The sequence below is a fragment of the Bacillus sp. bc15 genome (assembly GCF_900142585.1).
GTDB lineage: Bacteria > Bacillota > Bacilli > Bacillales > Bacillaceae_G > Bacillus_A > Bacillus_A cereus.
This window is the reverse complement of sequence record NZ_FRBJ01000016.1, coordinates 39,331-58,740: the sequence shown is the minus strand read 5'-3', so window position 1 is coordinate 58,740 and position 19,410 is coordinate 39,331. Positions and strand designations below refer to the sequence as shown.

Here is a 19,410-nt window from a genome sequence, read left to right as displayed (position 1 = left end):
TATTAGCCCCGGTTTCCCGGAGTTATCCCAGTCTTATGGGCAGGTTACCCACGTGTTACTCACCCGTCCGCCGCTAACTTCTTGAGAGCAAGCTCTCAATCCATTCGCTCGACTTGCATGTATTAGGCACGCCGCCAGCGTTCATCCTGAGCCAGGATCAAACTCTCCAATAAAGTTAGTTTGTCTAGCATCTAAAAATAAAAATTGACGTTTCACGTTGTTTGTTTCGTTCAGTTTTCAAAGAACTAATTGGTCGCTCATTTGCGACTTCCTTATGTTAACATCTTCATTTTTCAATGTCAACTAAGTTTTTCAATTTCTTTTTTGTCGTTTTCTGCGTTTCCGCATCAGCGACGGTTATTAATATATCATGCAGTATATACAGGGTCAATACTTTTTACAAAAAAATTTCACATCCCGTTAAAAACTTAAAATTCATTATAGCACCCATCCATTCTTCATGACTCCTCTCCTATCCATTTCATATCTTATCTCTTTATCAATTTACACGAGAGTGAAAATTCTAAATTTTATGTTATATTATTTATTATAGGAGTGTGGTGAGAATGAGCATTAAGTATTCAAACAAAATCAATAAAATCCGGACCTTTGCATTAAGTTTAGTATTTATCGGCCTCTTCATTGCATACTTAGGTGTCTTTTTCCGCGAAAACATTATTATCATGACAACTTTTATGATGGTTGGCTTTTTAGCTGTTATCGCTAGCACTGTCGTTTACTTTTGGATTGGTATGTTATCTACTAAGACTATCCAAATTATTTGTCCAAGCTGTGATAAGCCAACAAAAATGCTCGGCCGTGTCGATGCATGTATGCACTGCAATCAACCTTTAACACTAGATCGAGATCTAGAAGGAAAAGAATTTGATGAAAAGTATAATAAGAAGAGTTATAAATCATAAGTATCAAGGGAAATACGAGTTTGCAACACTACAAACGTTTCAACTCATTAAAAAGTTGATTTCTTAAGAAATCAACTTTTTAATTGTTTTATTAAATTTATTACACCTATTTTTTCGAAATAACAGTAAACATCCCTGTCATGTTAGGCGAATAATCTTTAAAATCATATTTTTCGTAGAATGACGTTTTCCCTTGCGACGCAAACAAACCAATGAATGCTTTATCTGGAGCATTCTGATTTAAGTATTCTACTAAAGTATTCATTATTTTCTTTCCAATACCATTCTTTTGATACTCTGGATGAACCACTATATCTTGAATATAGAAATAGATAGCCCCATCACCAACAATTCTGCCCATGCCGATGATTTGATTATTATCCTTGACTGTTATACAGTAAATCGAATTTTGAAGTGATATTTCCACCACCTCAAAGTTCATATAATTAGTCCATCCCACAGAATCACATAAATATTTATATTCTTCCAATGTTGGAATGTCACTTTTAATCTCATATTTCTTCAAAATGTCCCCTCCAAGAATTCATTTCCACCAATACAAAGTAAATTCGACAAACTTTTATCTAACCCTTCTTACTAACTTAGCACTGTAAATCCCGATTAACCTCACGCTAATCCTTATATAATAAAGAAAGAGGCTGACGTATAGCCGTCAGCCTCTTTCTTTATTATATATTACGCCTTATGACACTCTGGACAAACGCCATAAATTTCTAAGCGATGACTATTGATAACGAAGCCTGTCGTTTTCGCAGCTTCCTCTTCCAGCTTTTCCAAGCCTCCATAAGGAAAATCAACAATCTTACCACATTTTTCGCAAATCACATGATAATGTTGACTTGTAACATAATCAAATCTACTTGAAGCGTCTCCATAAGTTAATTCCTTTACAAGTCCAACCTCTTTAAACACACGTAAGTTATTATAGACAGTTGCAACACTCATATTTGGAAACTTACCTTCTAATGCTTTATAAATATCATCCGCTGTTGGGTGCGTCATTGATTCCACAAGGTACTCTAAAATAGCATGACGCTGTGGAGTAATGCGTACACCCGTATTTTTCAGCATTTCTAGCGCTTCTTTTAATTCTTCTTTGACCACCGTCATGCACCCCGATTCTATACGGATTATTATTTTATAATTCTTATAAAGAGTGTACTCCTTTTCTTATAAATCGTCAATATTTCTACTATAAGTATGTGGTTTATTTTTATATTCAGGACTTGTTTTTATGTATCTTTCCCTTTTTCTTCATATATTACATAGAAAAAAGTGCGACATAATCGCACTTGGAATACTATCATCTGAGGAGGTATGCCCTACACTTCCACTTTATGTAAGGCAGTAAAATATGTATAGACACTTGCCTTGTTTCTGCATATTTTATCTCCAACGTAGATTTATTTTATATAAGAAAGAACATCCTCAATATGTCCTTTCACTTTCACTTTACGCCACTCTTTTACAAGTTCACCGTCTTTATTAATAAGGAATGTAGAACGCTCGATTCCCATATACTCTTTCCCAAAGTTCTTTTTTAACTTCCAAACATCGTATAACTCTGCTACTTTATGATCTTCATCTACTAAAAGTGTAAATGGCAATTCATGTTTCTCAATGAATTTCAAATGTCTATTCGCTGAATCAGGACTTACTCCAAGAATAACCGTATCCTTCTCTTGAAATACTCCATACGCATCACGAAAATCACATGCTTCAGTTGTACATCCTGGCGTCATATCTTTCGGGTAAAAATAGAGAACTACATTTTTACCGCGAAAATCAGCTAGGCTAACTTCTTCTCCGTGACTTCCCTCTAATGTGAATTCTGGTGCCATTTCTCCTACTGTAATCATTGTTATCACTCCTACTCTTTTCCTTTACTATAACAAATGCTTCCTTATTTTTCATTGTCTATTACAGACCTCATCACAAAAGCAAAAGGGAGTGTATATCCAATTAGCGCTTCTGCAATTGCAATCCATCGCCCAATTCCAATCGGAGATATGTCACCATATCCAACAGACAATAAAGTAACTGCGCTAAAATATAAACAAACTTCAACGAGTTGAAAAGAATGAGCGTTCAAACTTTCTCCGTCCTCTTTCAAAACTGCGAAACCCATTTCCTCTAATACAACGTAACTTAATCCAAACGCGATCAGTACTGTTGTATAGATCAAAAATAATGTGGCCAAATTATACAGCGAAAAAAAACGCGTTGAATCTGAATAGGAACTCCATAATAATTGGACACTTTTCAAAATAGCGATTGCTGCAATTAATAGAATAAATCCCCATAACATGTCCTCCACCTCATTTTATATGTATGAGGTGGAGGACTGATTTATCCCTTAGAAACGAACAAGCTTCTATAATTAATTACCCGCGCCACGGTATCTTTTTACTCCTTGGTTCCAGAGGTTGATTGCAATCGTAAAACAGATAACACCAACAAGTGGCGTCGCGAATGCATAACTATTCCATTCTGTTTTTCTTAAAAAGTACGCTGCTGGATATACTCCAACAAACGCGAACGGTAAAACAAACGTTAAAATGAAACGAATTACACGATTATAAATATTAACAGGATAGCGCCCGTAATTACCTATGTTATACATAAGGGGCATAATTGAACTTTTCGCATCCGACCAAAAACCAAGGCTCGCAAGCGTAACAAATATCCCTCCATATACAAGTGCTCCTCCTCCTACCATCAATATAAATAAGAAGAAATCATACCAGTAAAAAGATAATTGTAACTCCACAGCTGCATATCCCATTACAACAATCCCTGTAATGGCTCCAATTAAAGATTCAAGTTCCATTCTCTCTAATATAATTTGAAATAGGCTATGGATCGGTCGCGTTAATACACGATCCATCTCCCCTTTAATAATGTATCGATCATTAAAATCCCATATATTAAAGAAAGCTGAAAAGATGGCAAATGGTACTAAAAAGAAACCATAAATAAAGATTACCTCTTCTCGACTCCATCCCTTCAATGCTTGTGTATGCCCAAATACAACGAGAATAAATATTAAATTAACTGCTTGAAGCGATAAATCAGAAAGTAAACCAACGATAAAATCGCCTCGATACTCCAATTTCGTTTTTATATATTGACTTGCATATTGTAAAAATAAGTTTATATATAGCATCTCATCATCCCCCTTGTACAATTAGACGTTTTCTCGCCGTTCTCCACATGAGTACAATTGGAATAATAAGTACAATTGCCCAAATCACTTGAAATACTAAAGCCTCATACAACTTACTCCCCTGTATACCTTCAGAAAAAATCATACTTGGAATATAACTAATAGCCTGAAACGGTAAAAACATCATTGCTTTTTGGGCCCATAACGGATAAAAACTAATTGGTAATAATAGACCTGAAAATAAATCAATAACAACGCGTTTTGCATACATAATTCCACTATTATTAAATAGGAAAAACGTAAGCATTCCCGTCATTAAATTAATTTGTGTATTAATAATAAAACTAAATATTAAAGATAAGAAGAAATATAACCACGTTTGAAAATTCGTTGTAATTTGCAATGAAAATAATAGCGTAACGATCACCATGCCCGGGATGGAAAAGAATGCAAAACGGAATATCCCCTCGCCAAGACCTTGCATAACTTTCATACCTAAATAGTTGTAAGGACGAATTAATTCTACAGCCACACGGCCTTCTTGAATTTCCATCGCAATTTCTCTATCTATATTATTAAAATAAAACGCACGTGCCATCCACGCGATTGCGATATACGTAGTCATTTGCGAAATAGATAAACTTTCAATATTCTCTTTTCCGCTATAAATTGCTTGCCACAAAAAATAATATGCGCCGATATTAATTGTATAAATTAAAATCCCGCTATAATAGTTTGTGCGATACGCAAGCATCATTAAAAAGCGAATTCGAATCATTTCAATATACTTACCCATGCGTAATACCTTCTTCATAAATGTTACGAATAATTTCCTCTGTAGACACTTCGTTAATTTTTAAATCTTTAATTTGAAATGCTTGTACTACTTTAGAAATAAGCATTGAAATAACAACTTCTTCATTCGGAATTTTTGCAACCCATGCGTTTTCCTCTTTCGCTTTCGACCAAACGACATGATTATCTGGCATAACCATTGATAAAGCCTGATAGGAAACTGGTGCAACAAACTGAAAGTGTATTTCCTTCTCTGCTCCCCACTGCGTACGAAGATTTTTTAAAGAACCGTCATACATAATATTTCCTTCATCCAGCATGATAACACGCTCACATAAAGCTTCAATATCCGTAATATCATGAGTAGTTAATAAAATTGTTGTTTTATAACGTTCGTTCATTTCTTTTAAAAATTCACGTATTTTCAATTTCACAAGTACATCTAACCCAATTGTTGGCTCATCTAAAAATAATAACGGTGGATTATGAATTAAGGCTGCTGCTAATTCACAACGCATTCTTTGACCAAGAGATAATTTTCGAACTGGTTTATCTAATAAAGGCCCTATATCTAACGTTTCAATTACGTGCTCCATATGCTCCTTATACTGAGCGTCTGATACACCATACACTTTCTTTAATAAACGAAACGATTCTTGTACTGCAATATCCCACCAAAGTTGCGAGCGCTGTCCAAAGACAACACCAATTGTTCTTACAAATTCTTCTCTTTGTTTATGTGGATTCATTCCATTTACTGTGATTTGCCCTGATGTCGGAGTTAAAATCCCCGTAAGCATTTTAATTGTTGTTGATTTACCAGCACCGTTCTCACCGATATAACCAACCATTTCACCTTGCTTTACAGTAAAAGATACATCATTTACTGCTGGTACTATTTTATAATTACGATTTAATAAATCGCGAAATGCACCCTTTAAGCCCGGACGACTTGAATAGGCTGTAAACTCTTTACGTAACCCTTGTACCTCAATTACCGATTTCATAATCGGACCCCCCTCCTAAATGTCACAACGAATAGTTTACCCAACTGCCTTCGCTATCACAAACAATACGTCTTTTCGAAAAACATGTTAGAATAATACATAGATTTTTGTAAGGAGATGAATTGTAGTGAAATTCACAAAGTCAGAAGCATTACATAAAGAAGCTTTAGAGCATATCGTTGGCGGTGTTAACAGTCCTTCTCGTTCTTTTAAAGCAGTTGGCGGCGGCGCTCCTGTTGCTATGGAACGCGGGAAAGGCGCTTATTTCTGGGATGTAGACGGAAATAAATATATCGATTATTTAGCAGCATACGGTCCTATTATTACTGGACATGCTCATCCGCATATAACAAAAGCAATTACAACAGCTGCTGAAAATGGGGTACTTTACGGAACACCAACAGCGCTAGAGGTAAAATTCGCAAAAATGTTAAAAGAAGCAATGCCTGCATTAGATAAAGTCCGTTTTGTAAACTCTGGTACAGAAGCAGTGATGACAACGATTCGTGTTGCTCGTGCTTATACAGGTCGCACAAAAATCATGAAATTTGCTGGTTGTTACCACGGTCATTCTGATTTAGTACTTGTGGCAGCTGGATCTGGTCCTTCTACTTTAGGAACTCCTGACTCAGCTGGCGTACCACAAAGTATCGCACAAGAAGTTATTACCGTTCCATTTAATAATGTAGAAACTTTAAAAGAGGCGTTAGATAAATGGGGTCATGAAGTAGCAGCTATCCTTGTAGAACCGATTGTTGGAAACTTCGGTATTGTAGAACCTAAACCAGGATTCCTTGAAAAAGTGAATGAACTTGTTCACGAAGCTGGCGCACTAGTAATTTACGATGAAGTTATTACTGCTTTCCGCTTTATGTACGGTGGTGCTCAAGACTTACTTCGTGTGACACCTGACTTAACAGCGCTTGGTAAAGTTATTGGCGGCGGTTTACCGATCGGTGCTTACGGTGGTAAGAAAGAAATTATGGAACAAGTTGCTCCGCTTGGACCTGCATACCAAGCTGGTACAATGGCAGGAAACCCTGCTTCTATGGCATCAGGTATCGCTTGTCTAGAAGTGCTTCAACAAGAAGGACTTTATGAGAAATTAGATGAACTTGGTGCAATGCTTGAAAAAGGAATTTTAGAGCAAGCAACGAAACATAATATCGACATTACATTAAACCGTCTAAAAGGAGCTTTAACTGTATACTTCACAACAAATACAATTGAAGATTACGATGCCGCACAAGATACAGACGGTGAAATGTTCGGTAAATTCTTCAAGCTTATGCTTCAAGAAGGAGTTAACTTAGCACCTTCTAAATACGAGGCATGGTTCTTAACGACAGAACATACAAAAGAAGATATTGAATATACAATCGAAGCTGTCGGCAGAGCATTTGCTGCCCTAGCAGACAATAAATAATCCCGTCATTAAAAGGAAAAAAGAAAGCTCACCTTTCTTTTTTCCTTTTTTCTATTTCATAAACCCCGTATTAATAGTATAATTATTCATAATTATCTGTTTCATATTCTTTTACAGCATTACTATCTCTGTGTACAAGGTGATTTGCACCTTAAATAGTAAGATTATTCTAACTTTTACAAGAGGGGGGATTGACGGATGCTCAATACAAAAAATACATGGACACCGTCTTTATTTCGAGATTATAGAAATGCAGAACACGATGCGTGTGGAATCGTTTCCGTTATGGAGAAACGAAAAATTGCTACAAAAGAAAACATTGACCTTTGTATTCAATCACTCGTCAAAATGAATCATAGAGCTGGTTTCATTAATGGTGAGGGCGATGGCATCGGCATTCACATTGATGTACCAAAAGCGCTTTGGAATGAAAAACTAAAAAGTAGCGGATATAATCCAACGATTGTGGATCATCCCCACTTTATCGTTGGACATTTTTTTCTAAATAAAAAAGAAAACATTACTATCTTAAAAGATTATATTCGTACGCAATTAAACAACAAAAATTTTACAATCATTTTCGAAAGTGATGATGTAACAAACTCCGATGCACTCGGTCCACTTGGTAAACAAGAAGAACCTTTATTTTGGCAAGTTGCCCTTATCGCAGAAAACGAAATTACAAATATTGAGCAAACATTATTTTCTGTCACAATAAAAATAGAGGAAAACGAAGCAATTCATGTTGCTTCATTAAGTCGTGATCATGTTGTATATAAAGTTCTAGGTGCTGGTGATACACTTGTTGCCTACTATAATGATTTACAACATCCACTTATCGCTTCAACTATGACATTAGGACATAACCGCTACTCTACTAATACATTATCTAATTTTTTTCGTGTACAACCATTTAGCATTCTCGGACATAATGGTGAAATTAACACAATTGCAAAATTACGCGAGCAGGCTGAAATGATTGATGTACCACTTACTGCTGGAGGCAGTGACTCGCAAGATTTAAACCGCACCTTAGAAACCCTACTTGTTCAATACGACTACAGCTTATTTGAAGCAATGGAAATATTGTTCCCTCCAATTATTAATGAAATTAAACTTTATGAAACACCTTTAAAAGATTTATATACGTATATACGTGAAGCATGGGGACATTTTGCACAAGGACCAGCTGGCATCATTTCCCGTTTTAAAGATGAAGCTGTTTTCAGTGTTGATTCCCTTGGATTACGCCCAGTATGGAAAGTAGAGACAGAGAGCTCTTATATTTTCTCTTCTGAACCTGGAGTTGTATCACCAACTAAATATGTAGCAGAACCAAAACCACTCGCCCCTGGAGAAAAGGTTGGATTAAAATGGAATGAACAAGATGAACTTGTTCTTTATGAATATGACAAATATCAAATCCAAGTATATAACCGTTTTAAAAAGCGAATTGATACTACCAATTACCATTTAAATTTATCTATCCCTGAAACGAAAAAAATCCAAGGGCTATGTGATTCTGTTCAAGTTGAAACGAAACAATATGTCGCTTTCGGATGGGACCGAGAACATATTCAGCTCCTTGAACAGATGGCAACAAAAGGCGTTGAGCCAATACGCTCACTTGGGCATGACTCACCACTTGCCGCACTCGATACTGATAGACGAAATATCGCTGACTTTATTAAAGAAAGTGTAGCTGTTGTTACAAACCCTGCAATTGACCGTGACCGTGAAATTGAACACTTCTCTACACGTACTGTACTTGGAGAGCGTCCAAGTTTATTAAGCGGCGCAAAACGGCCATTTGTAGTTGAAATGCTTTCACCAATTATTTTAGAAGGCAGCGTGGCACAACCTATTGCAGAGGAATTACACACAATTACGTACGAACAACTCATAGAGCTATTTAAGACTCATAACTCTATCGCCACAATCTCTGCTACATTCAGCTCGTCAGAAACTCTGCAATGTGCATTAAGCCGCATTAGTTTTGAAGCGATAGCTGCTGTTAACAATGGCGCTTCCCTACTAGTATTAGATGACGCAAAAGCCCATCTAAATGAACGATTGTGGATTGATCCACATTTAGTTACTGCTAAAGTACATCAAGCATTAAGTGAAAATAAATTACGCCGCAATTGTTCTCTCGTTATACGTTCTGGTGCTCTTCGCTCCTTACATGACATTGTCACGCTATATGGATTAGGAGCAGATGGTATTAATCCATATTTATTATTCGCCACTGTAAATGATGGAACAAAAACACCAATTACGAATCTGTATAATGCACTTAATAAAGGATTAGAAAAAGTCATTTCAACAATTGGAATTCATGAGTTACGTGGTTACGGACGTCTCTATTCATCTATTGGGTTACATGAAGAAATCGCAAATATATTACAGATTACAAATTTCTTCGGTTCAAATGATTTAGCCTTTTCACTTGAATCACTTACTGAAGATGCAAAAATACGAGCAGAGGATTATAACAATCCTAAAATTAGAATGCGAAAATCATTTCATATATTCCCGCGAATTTGGAAAGCAATTGGCGATGTCGCAAAAGGAAATTCTTATGATGATTACCGTGACAAGTTAAGTGAACTAGAAGAGAATAATCCAATCGCAATCAGACACCTTGTTCAAACGAAACAAACAAAACATGTCGTTCCAACTGAAGAAGTATCTATCGGCATTCAAAATCATAATTTACCATTTATTATTAGTTCTATGTCATTTGGTTCTCAAAACGAAATCGCCTTTCGCGCATATGCAGAAGCGGCCGATCAGCTAAATATGATTAGCTTGAACGGTGAAGGCGGCGAAATTAAAGATATGATTGGGAAATACCCACATACACGTGGACAACAAGTGGCATCTGGACGATTTGGAGTAAATGCCGAACTACTAAACTCATCAAACTTAATTGAAATCAAGATCGGTCAAGGCGCAAAGCCTGGGGAAGGTGGACATTTACCTGGTTCAAAAGTGACAGCCAAAATAGCTGAAGCACGTAATGCGACAATCGGCTCAGATTTAATTTCACCTTCTAATAACCATGATATTTATTCAATTGAAGATTTAGCTCAAATGATTACAGAAATTAAAACAGCTAATCAACTTGCCAAAGTAGCCGTGAAAGTCCCTGTCGTTCCTAATATCGGAACAATTGCTGTCGGTATCGCCAAAGCTGGCGCTGATTTTATTAACATTAGCGGATTCGATGGCGGAACAGGTGCTGCACGTATTCACGCATTGCAGCATGTAGGTCTCCCTGTAGAAATTGGTGTTAAAGCCGCTCACAACGCTTTATTAGAAGCAAGCATGAGACATAAAGTAGAGATTTGGGCAGATGGTGGTATTCGAAGTGTAAATGATGCCTTGAAAATCATGCTCCTCGGAGCAAACCGTATTGGATTTGGCACACTATCAATGATTGCAATCGGCTGTACTACTTGCCGTGGGTGCCATCTAGATACTTGCCATGTTGGAATTGCGACACAAATCGAGTCTGAAGCACAAGCAAAAGAACACGGATTACGCCGCTTCGTCCCGCGCGAATTAGAAAGCGCAGTTGCCGGCCTGTTAAATTTATTCACCTCTTTCGGTGTAGAACTACAACGATTAACAGGACAGCTTGGGTATACAAATTTACAAACAATTGTTGGGCGTTCTGATTTATTAGAGCAAGTTCGAGGCGAAAATTTATTAAACTTATGTAATTTACTACAAATAATAGAACATCCATCTGTTACAACAACAGAAGACGTGCCGGAAAAACAATTTAAAACCGTTCATTCCGCTGACTCAAAAGAATTAGTAGGCGTTGGTGTAGAGCAACGCGTTATGGGTGGTCTAGAATCATGTTATCGCGTTCGCAGTAAACTATATGAAGCTACTCAACTTGAACCACTTACATTAAAGTATACGAATGGTTCTATTCCCGGAAATGGGTTAGGTGCTTACAATAGTGAAAATTTATTTATACACGTAAATGGCGGCGCACAAGATGGCATTGGTAAAACTTCCTTTGGTGGTGGTATTTATATAACGAAATCAAAAGGAGAAGATGGAGTATATTATAACGGTTCTGTCGGAAAAGGATTTGGATATGGTGCACAAAAAGGGGCACTATACGTGCAAGGGAACGCTGATGCTCGCGCTGGCATTCGCCTTTCTGGGGCAGACATGATAATTGGAGGTAGAATAACAAAACCACTCCGTGAAAAAGAGCACGGGAATATAGGGGCATACTCCAATATTAAAGGGTTTGCTTTTGAATATATGACAAATGGGCGAGCGCTTGTTTTAGGTGACCCTGGTCCATGGATTTGCGCCGGCATGACTGGCGGTGTTGTTTATTTACGTCATGATTCAAACTTAGGCTTAACAGAACAAGCCTTAAAAAGAAGAATCGCAAAAGGGGCAAATGTTACATTACAACCAATTAGTAAAAACGGTTTGAAAGATGTAACTGAATTATTGTTAGACTATATTCGTGTACTAAACGAGCATGAGCAATATGAGGAAGTTGCTTTGTTAACCCCGTTATTAGATGATATACAAAACCAGTTTTTTGAAATTATCCCGAAAAAAGAACAGGCAGATCCATCTATCTCAACAGAGTAACATGAGTAATTTTCATTATTAAGAAAAAATTGACGAAGTACACTTCTCATAGTAATCTATAGTAACAATTTGAGACCTGCTGAAATTCAGCAGGTCTTTTTACTAAAAACTGATGTTTAAAAGAAATTAGGAAAAATTATAAAGTGAAACTTTAATTAGCCTACAGCAATTGAGCGTTTACCGGCATCCAGCTACTGAATTTAGAGGCGGGAATCTTACTGTTCACAATTAGCGCGATAAAATGAATACTAATTTCTTTTAACGTCACTAAAATATCACTTGCTAACATATTGTAATGAATGTATAGTATCATGTTGTACATTCATTATGACAAGAGAAAGGATCTTATTAAGGGTATGAAACTTGGTGCTCGCATTTTAAAAACGGGTATTGCCATCACGTTAGCTTTATTTGCTTGTATTTTACTTCAATTACCGAGTCCGGTATTTGCGGGAATTTCAGCTATCTTTGCTGTTCAACCGTCTGTATACCGTTCTTATTTAACCGCACTTGAACAAATTCAAGCAAATGTAATCGGTGCGATATTTGCTATCGCATTTGCTACTGCTTTTGGACATAATCCTTTTATTATTGGATTAACATGTATATTAGTAATTGCTCTTACACTGCAATTACGATTAGAAAACACAATATCAATTGCTTTAGTAACAGTTATCGCCATTATGGAGTATCAAGGCGAAGATTTCTTTAGTTTTGCCTTACTTCGCTTTGCGACGATTATGATTGGTATTATTGCGGCTTCACTTGTAAATTTAGTATTTATGCCGCCGAAATATGAAACAAAACTTTATCATCGTATCGTTGATAATACAGAAGAAATTGTAAAATGGATTCGAATGAATAGCAGGCAAGCTTCTGATTTTACAACGCTAAAAACTGATATTGATCGTATGAAAGAAAAAATGATCAAATTAAACCATTACTATTTGCTGTATAAAGAAGAAAGAAGCTACACGAAAAAAGTAAAGTTCGCAAAAATTCGTAAGCTCGTTTTATTCAGACAAATGTTAGCGACAACAAGCCGTGCTTTAAGTACGTTAAAATCATTACACCGTACTGAAAACGAACTGCGTTACATGCCGGAAGAGTTTCAGGAATCTATACAAAACGAACTTGACTCATTAACGCATTATCATGAACAAGTTTTATTAAAATTTATTGGTAAAGCAAAAAAACAACAATCTGTTGAGATGCTTGATGAAGTTGAAACAGGTAAACAAGAATTAATTGATATCTTTATGGAATATCAAAATAAGGACGATGAAGAAGCATATAAAACATGGCTACATCTCTTCCCTCTTATTTCTTCCATTATTAACTATAGTGAAGAAGTAGAGCATTTAGATTTACTTGTAGATAGCTTCTACACATACCATAAACCAGAAAAAGAACTCCAAATCGATGATAAAAAAGAAGACGAATAAAAAAACAGCTCCTTTTATGCTAAAGGAGCTGTTTCTGTTATATGTTGAAGTTGATATAAATTGTAATAAAATCCTTTTTTTCGCATTAACTCTTCATGAGAACCAGTCTCTTTAATCTCACCGTCTTCAATGTAAATAATCGTATCAACATGCGTAATCGTCGCTAATCGATGTGCGATTATAATCGTCGTCCTGTCAGCAGCTAACGTCTGAAGCGCCTCTTGAATATACCTTTCATTTTCTAAATCCAATGCCGAAGTTGCTTCATCCAATATAAGTACCGACGGATTCTTTAGAAACACTCGTGCAATTGCCACACGTTGTCTTTGCCCGCCCGATAGCTTTACACCACGTTCTCCAACGACAGTATTATAACCATCTGGTAAGTCTATAATAAAATCATGAATTTGCGCAGCTTTGGCAGCTGCAATCACTTCTTGCTCTGTAGCTTTCGGATTTCCATATAATATATTTGCTCCAATTGTATCGCTAAACAATAAATTATCTTGCAGTACAATTCCAATATTACTACGTAAATTTCTCATATTATACTTTCTTACATCTATCCCATCTACATAAACCGCTCCCTCAGAAACATCATAGAAACGCGGGATCAAACTAGCAAGAGATGACTTTCCTCCCCCACTCGCTCCTACAAGCGCTACTTTCTCTCCAGGCTGCATAGTTAATGACAAGTTGTGTAATATCTCTTTTTCATCTGCATTATAACGAAAAGAAACATTATCAAATACAATTTCTCCATTTAATTTTTTCGTTTGTACCGCATTTGGCACATTAACAATATCGTATTTTTCATCTAACAGTTCAAACACACGGTCCATCGATGCAAAAGATTGTGTTAATGTTGTAGATGAATTAACAAGGCGGCGAAGCGGACTATATAAACTATCCATATATCCAACAAAAGCTACCATCGTCCCTAGCGTTAACTGCCCTTGAATTACTTCATATGCTGCAAAACCAATCACAAGTAATGGACCTAAATCTGTTAACGTATTTACTGCCGAGAATGTTCTCGCCGTCCAACTTGTATGGGTTAATGCTTTCGTTAAAAATTCATTATTTCTTTTTTCAAACTGCTTCCCCTCATACTCTTCTAACGCAAAGCTACGTGTCACTTGCATTCCTTGAATACGTTCATGCAAATATCCTTGCATCGTCGCTAACGCTTGTGAACGCTCTTTCGTCAATTTCCGAAGACGTCCGAAAAAATATTTCACTGCAATTACATAAATAGGTAAAATCAATAACGCAACAAATGTTAATTTTATATTCATAGAAAACATAACAATGATGGCAATAGCAATTGTTGCAGTATCTAACCAGACGTTCATCAAACCAGTAATTACAAAATCCTTCGTTTGTTCTACATCATGGATGACACGAGAAATAATCTCTCCTGTTTTTGTATTGGAGTAATAACGTAAACTTAATTTTTGTAAGTGACCAAAAATATACTTCCGCAAATCATACAGTATTGTATTTGCGATACGCTGCGCGAAATATTGACGATAATATTCAATCGGTGGTCTTAATACCGCAAAAATAAAAAAAGCAATTCCAATCGCTGTTATTAATTGAGATGTTTTATCTTGAAGTGAACCTCCGCCTTGAATTACATCATCGATAATATACTTTAATAACCACGGCATAATAAGTGGGATACCAAACTTAACTAGTCCAATAATAATTGTAATAGCGATAAGCCATCGATATGGTTTAACAAATTGTAAATATCTTTTTATGCCCTGCACATAATCCCCCCCTCTAATAGGACAAACCTGCCGGGAAGCCCCCTGCAGGTTTGTTTTAATTTCTGTACATTAAATATCGTTCATACCACATATCTACGAAGTCTGGTGCGAACGGACCTTTTCTTTGATGAATCCACTGTGTTAAATGTGCTACATTTCGTTTTAAAATTGTATCGATAACAGGTGGATACTGCATAATTTGACTATGTTTTTCATACTCATCTTCATCTAGAAGCGTATATGTCATATCTGGATACACTTTAATATCTAAATCATAATCAATATACTTTAATGCTTCAGAATCATACGCAAAAGGGGAGCTTAAATTACAATAATAATATACGCCCTCTTCCCTAAGCATCCCAATCACATTAAACCAATAGTTGGCATGAAAATAACAAATTGCTGGTTCACGCGTAATCCATGTTCGGCCATCCGATTCTGTAACTACTGTACGATCATTCGCTCCGATCACAAGACTCTGTGTCCCTTTTAAAATTGTTGTTTCTTCCCACATTCTATGAATGGAGCCATTATGTTTATAACTATGTATTTGTACTTTTTCTCCTTCTTTGGGAAATCCCATATATGCTCCCTTCTTTCAACTGCAAATGCCCTTTGAACGGCATTCACTTTTCTTCTATTATAACTTTTTTGTCAAAATTTTAAAACTAAAGGGATAAGACTCTATTTTCCACACTGAATATGCAGGAGGTTTATCGTTGAATACAATAATCCCCAATCTTCTCAGAACACAAGGATTGTACTGTATTATTTATAAACGAGGACATGTAATAGAAAAAGCCCCTCTCTATTTGAAGGACTTTTCACCTGAAGGCAATAATATATCTTATCCTAAATTTGAAATCATTTTTTCAGTTGTAAAAGATTGGATTACACTATTCGTTTGTTCTTCAAATTTCTCATGTAACATCTTCAACGCTACTTCTGTTCTATATATTTCCTGACGGATAAAATGCAGTTCTTTTTTATCGCACGTATCTTTTTCATTCATTTCAATTTGTTGATACTTCTCTAAGTGTGATTGCAATTTTAACAGCTCATCCATCGTTTCCAATTGTTCTCCCACCAACTTATCAAAATCGTTCATTACTTACCCCCTTTTGGATTTCTTCATCAGTTATTATTCCTAATTACATATTTCTAATCTTTAACTTCCTTCTCCTTTGACAACATTTGTTGACTTATTAGAAGTTATGTCGTTCACTTTCTTTTCATTACAATGACCCGCACACAAAGAAAACACTTCTCTCGAATTGGAGAAGTGTTTTTCTTTTATTACTCGTTTGAACTAGAAGATTGTGATTGTTTTGCAGCTGACTTAGCATTTTGTTTTTTCACAGCATGCACGTCTGTTTCAGTTGCAAATTCTGTACCATAACTAGCGTTTGCACTTTGTGCACCAGAAGCTTGTGCTTTCTTTGCTTCTGATTGTGCGTTTGCTTGTTTTACTGCTTGTACATTTGTTTCAGTTGCAAACTCTGTACCATAACTAGCATTTGTACTTTGAATGCTAGCACCAGAAGTTGCCTTGTTATAACCTTGTTGTTTTTTACTCATCTTTCTCACCTCCACAATCAATAATGTAACCAATTCAACTAGAAGCTATCCGTAATTTTCTTTTAAAAAAATTCCGCATATATCTCTTGTTACTCATTCAAACTATAGAAAATGGAGGTGGAAATATGTATATAGGACGCGATATGACTGAACTAACGATGCTTTCAAAAAACGAATGGAAAGAAGATGAATTAGCTTATTTTCATCATTCATTACAACAGATTTTGCCCTATTTAAATGCGGAAGGGCAAAGTATTTATAAAGAAATTGTAATAGAGATCGAATCAAGGGGCGGCTTACAAGAAGGTGATGCCAGTTGGACTCATGGGACAAAAATTTCTTACGATTAAAAAAGTGTTCCCAATTTAGGGAACACTTTTTTTGTTTATTGCATTGTAATTTTCTCAACACAACTCTCATAAATCGTACGATGCGATTTAGAGAAAGGTAACTGCCCAAATGCTTCTTTCGATACAAGTTTCAATGTATCTGTTTCAACAATATCACCGGTTACTTTTCCGTAAAATACAAATATATCCCAAGTACGATGAGTAAATGTATGTTGTACATTCATTGCGTACTCATCAATAGAAATCGAAAGCTCAAACTTTTCTTTCATATAATCTATAAGCTGTTCTTTCTGACTTCGAATCCCTTCGCCAAGTTCAATATTCGGAAACTCCCACATATTAGCTAATAATCCGCTACTTGGACGTTTATTAATAACGTAACGACCATCTTCAGTTTGAAGTACTCCTGCAACAAGCGGTACCATTGTAGGAGCTTTCGCTTTACTTTTTACTGGTAGTTCTTTTTGAACACCTTCAGCATATCCTCTGCAATGCTCACGTACAGGACAAAGTAAGCAAGATGGATTTTTTGGAATGCAAATCAATGCACCTAACTCCATCAAACCTTGATTAAAATAAGATGGATTTTCTTTCGAAATAATTTCACGCACAATCTCTTCAAACACTTTTCTAGTCTTTGGTTTTGCAATGTCATCCCATACTGATAAAATGCGAGATAATACACGCATAACATTTCCGTCAACTGCTGGCTCTGGTATACCATATGCGATACTTAAAATAGCACCTTTTGTATATGGTCCTACTCCTTTTAACTTTTCAATTTTCTTTACATCACTCGGTACTATTCCGCCATATACTTCTTTTACCTCTTTTACAGCCGCGTGTAAATTACGTGCTCTAGAATAATACCCTAAACCTTCCCATGCTTTTAATACTTCTTCATCATCTGCGTTCGCTAACGCTTCAAGTGTAGGAAACTTCCCCATAAAATTTGCGTAATATGGTTTTACAGCTTCTACTCTTGTTTGCTGTAACATAATTTCAGAAACCCAAACGCGGTATGGATCTTTATTCTTTCTCCACGGTAAGTCGCGCTGTTCTTCTTCAAACCAACCAATTAAATCATTTTGAAACTGCTCTATATTAAAATTTTTTAGTATTTCAAGTGTCAAACTTGATCCCCCTCATTTTTTTGCATATAAGTACTATTATAAAGATTTTAGGAAAAAATTTAAGTAAGATGACATAGGAAATTGAAGGCAAAGGACTTGAGGTATCGAATAAAAAGAGTTACATTAATAAAAAACGGAGGTGGATTTCTATGGACACAGCCACTCACCTTGTTATGGGTATCACTTTAGGTAGCTTAGCAACATTAGACCCAGCCATAGCACAAAGTGATATTGGCCCACAAGCTGTTATGCTTGCTACAATTGCTGGTTCCAACATTCCTGACATTGACACAGTTTTAAAATTGCGTAATAACGCTAAATATATAAGAAATCATCGCGGAGTTACTCATTCCATTCCCGCGGTAATTCTTTGGTCATTCCTTATAAGTGGCATCTCTTTCGCCTTCTTTTCAGACGCTCCATATCTTCATCTACTACTTTGGTCATTTATTGCAGTCTTCCTTCACGTCTTTGTAGATATTTTCAACGCCTATGGTACACAAGCATTACGGCCTTTCACAAAAAAATGGGTCGCACTCGGCGTGATTAATACATTCGATACCGTAATTTTCTTTATCCATATACTTGCAATTGCTTGCATGCTCGTCGGTTCTCATAAAGGATACACTGCCTTAGCAGCATATATATTAATGATTGTTTACTATATCGGACGAATTATGATGCACAGAAATATAAGAAGCGTTGTACACAAACGTTTCAAAAATGTCGAAAAGATTATCATTTCTCCTTCTTACCGATTTTATCATTATCATTTAGCAGTCGTTACAGCTGATTATTACTACGTTGCGAGATGGCACCGTGGTAACATCATGATATATGACAAGTTCGATCGGGTACCGTTCCCAGACAATGATATTATGCGAGCAGCTAAACAAGATGAAAACATCTCAGCCTTCCTATCTTTCTCTCCTGTATATCGCTGGGATATTTTTGATCATGATCATTATTACGAAGTACGATTCATTGATTTACGGTATCGAAGTAAAGATTATTATCCATTTGTCGCGATTGTTCAGCTCGACCATAATTTAAATATTATTAGTTCCTATACAGGATGGATTTTTAGTGAAGAAAAACTTCGAAAAAAACTGGAATTACTTCCACATTAAAAAAAGCGACTCAAGTCGCTTTT

The 19,410-nt window shown here is 36.1% G+C and carries 18 protein-coding genes and 1 rRNA gene; 6 read left to right on the top strand and 13 right to left on the bottom strand.

All coding sequences use genetic code 11. The features are described 5' to 3' along the window. Positions 1-173, bottom strand: a 16S ribosomal RNA gene (locus tag BUA87_RS27720); the annotation flags it as partial. Between the two features lie 393 nt (positions 174-566). On the opposite strand from BUA87_RS27720, the gene BUA87_RS27715 reads away from it, so the two are divergent. Next, positions 567-923 carry a YgzB family protein gene (locus tag BUA87_RS27715; protein ID WP_000025058.1) on the top strand — a complete coding sequence of 119 codons (357 nt, stop codon included), beginning with the start codon at positions 567-569 and terminating at the stop codon, positions 921-923. 106 nt (positions 924-1,029) lie between these two features. On the opposite strand, the gene BUA87_RS27710 is transcribed toward BUA87_RS27715, so the two are convergent. The 7 genes from BUA87_RS27710 to BUA87_RS27680 form a co-directional block, all read right to left on the bottom strand. After that, positions 1,030-1,449: a GNAT family N-acetyltransferase gene (locus tag BUA87_RS27710; RefSeq protein WP_000759744.1), complete on the bottom strand. Its 420-nt coding sequence runs from the start codon at positions 1,447-1,449 to the stop codon at positions 1,030-1,032. Positions 1,450-1,619: 170 nt separating this feature from the next. Then, entirely contained in the window at positions 1,620-2,048 is a 429-nt protein-coding gene (perR, locus tag BUA87_RS27705) for a peroxide-responsive transcriptional repressor PerR (RefSeq protein WP_000237829.1), read from the bottom strand. Positions 2,049-2,347: 299 nt separating this feature from the next. Next, a complete protein-coding gene (bcp, locus tag BUA87_RS27700) occupies positions 2,348-2,803 on the bottom strand; it encodes a thioredoxin-dependent thiol peroxidase (RefSeq protein ID WP_072941447.1) in 456 nt (151 codons plus the stop codon). Positions 2,804-2,847: 44 nt separating this feature from the next. Further along, a complete protein-coding gene (locus tag BUA87_RS27695) occupies positions 2,848-3,252 on the bottom strand; it encodes a potassium channel family protein (RefSeq protein ID WP_000964343.1) in 405 nt (134 codons plus the stop codon). A 72-nt stretch (positions 3,253-3,324) separates the two neighbouring features. Continuing rightward, complete coding sequence (locus BUA87_RS27690) at positions 3,325-4,110, bottom strand: ABC transporter permease (protein ID WP_000965774.1); 786 nt, start codon at positions 4,108-4,110, stop codon at positions 3,325-3,327. A gap of 4 nt (positions 4,111-4,114) precedes the next feature. After that, positions 4,115-4,906 (bottom strand): ABC transporter permease, encoded by a 792-nt coding sequence (locus tag BUA87_RS27685; protein WP_000521519.1) that lies wholly within the window; start codon positions 4,904-4,906, stop codon positions 4,115-4,117. Then, positions 4,899-5,912 (bottom strand): ABC transporter ATP-binding protein, encoded by a 1,014-nt coding sequence (locus BUA87_RS27680; RefSeq protein WP_000843653.1) that lies wholly within the window; start codon positions 5,910-5,912, stop codon positions 4,899-4,901. The genes BUA87_RS27685 and BUA87_RS27680 overlap by 8 nt, the downstream gene beginning before the upstream one ends. A gap of 127 nt (positions 5,913-6,039) precedes the next feature. On the opposite strand from BUA87_RS27680, the gene hemL reads away from it, so the two are divergent. The 3 genes from hemL (at position 6,040) to BUA87_RS27665 (ending at position 13,418) form a co-directional block, all read left to right on the top strand. Then, positions 6,040-7,338 (top strand): glutamate-1-semialdehyde-2,1-aminomutase, encoded by a 1,299-nt coding sequence (gene hemL / locus BUA87_RS27675; RefSeq protein WP_000673247.1) that lies wholly within the window; start codon positions 6,040-6,042, stop codon positions 7,336-7,338. Positions 7,339-7,536: 198 nt separating this feature from the next. Next, entirely contained in the window at positions 7,537-11,973 is a 4,437-nt protein-coding gene (locus BUA87_RS27670; protein WP_016513297.1) for a glutamate synthase-related protein, read from the top strand. Positions 11,974-12,329: 356 nt separating this feature from the next. Further along, positions 12,330-13,418 carry an aromatic acid exporter family protein gene (locus tag BUA87_RS27665; RefSeq protein ID WP_000765787.1) on the top strand — a complete coding sequence of 363 codons (1,089 nt, stop codon included), beginning with the start codon at positions 12,330-12,332 and terminating at the stop codon, positions 13,416-13,418. 14 nt (positions 13,419-13,432) lie between these two features. Here BUA87_RS27665 and BUA87_RS27660 read toward each other — a convergent pair whose 3' ends face one another. The 4 genes from BUA87_RS27660 to BUA87_RS27645 all read right to left on the bottom strand — a co-directional run bounded on the left by BUA87_RS27660 (position 13,433) and on the right by BUA87_RS27645 (position 16,774). Beyond that, positions 13,433-15,193, bottom strand: coding sequence for an ABC transporter ATP-binding protein (locus BUA87_RS27660; protein ID WP_001161604.1), 1,761 nt, complete (start codon positions 15,191-15,193; stop codon positions 13,433-13,435). Positions 15,194-15,248: 55 nt separating this feature from the next. Next, positions 15,249-15,779 carry a nucleoside tri-diphosphate phosphatase gene (locus BUA87_RS27655; RefSeq protein ID WP_000506627.1) on the bottom strand — a complete coding sequence of 177 codons (531 nt, stop codon included), beginning with the start codon at positions 15,777-15,779 and terminating at the stop codon, positions 15,249-15,251. A gap of 264 nt (positions 15,780-16,043) precedes the next feature. After that, on the bottom strand, positions 16,044-16,304 hold the full coding sequence (locus BUA87_RS27650) for a YgaB family protein (RefSeq protein WP_000997586.1): 261 nt from the start codon (positions 16,302-16,304) through the stop codon (positions 16,044-16,046). Positions 16,305-16,492: 188 nt separating this feature from the next. After that, entirely contained in the window at positions 16,493-16,774 is a 282-nt protein-coding gene (locus BUA87_RS27645) for a gamma-type small acid-soluble spore protein (protein WP_000039034.1), read from the bottom strand. Between the two features lie 125 nt (positions 16,775-16,899). Between BUA87_RS27645 and BUA87_RS27640 the strand changes: the two genes are divergently transcribed. Beyond that, positions 16,900-17,124 carry a hypothetical protein gene (locus BUA87_RS27640; protein ID WP_000275439.1) on the top strand — a complete coding sequence of 75 codons (225 nt, stop codon included), beginning with the start codon at positions 16,900-16,902 and terminating at the stop codon, positions 17,122-17,124. A 35-nt stretch (positions 17,125-17,159) separates the two neighbouring features. Here the strand turns inward: BUA87_RS27640 and mutY are convergent, their stop codons facing one another. Beyond that, the gene (gene mutY / locus BUA87_RS27635; protein WP_000171382.1) at positions 17,160-18,257 is read right to left on the bottom strand and encodes an A/G-specific adenine glycosylase; all 1,098 of its coding nucleotides are present in this window, start codon (positions 18,255-18,257) and stop codon (positions 17,160-17,162) included. Between the two features lie 149 nt (positions 18,258-18,406). Here mutY and BUA87_RS27630 point away from each other — a divergent pair, with 149 nt between their 5' ends. Further along, positions 18,407-19,387, top strand: coding sequence for a metal-dependent hydrolase (locus tag BUA87_RS27630; protein ID WP_000379115.1), 981 nt, complete (start codon positions 18,407-18,409; stop codon positions 19,385-19,387). The last annotated feature ends 23 nt before the right edge of the window (positions 19,388-19,410 follow it).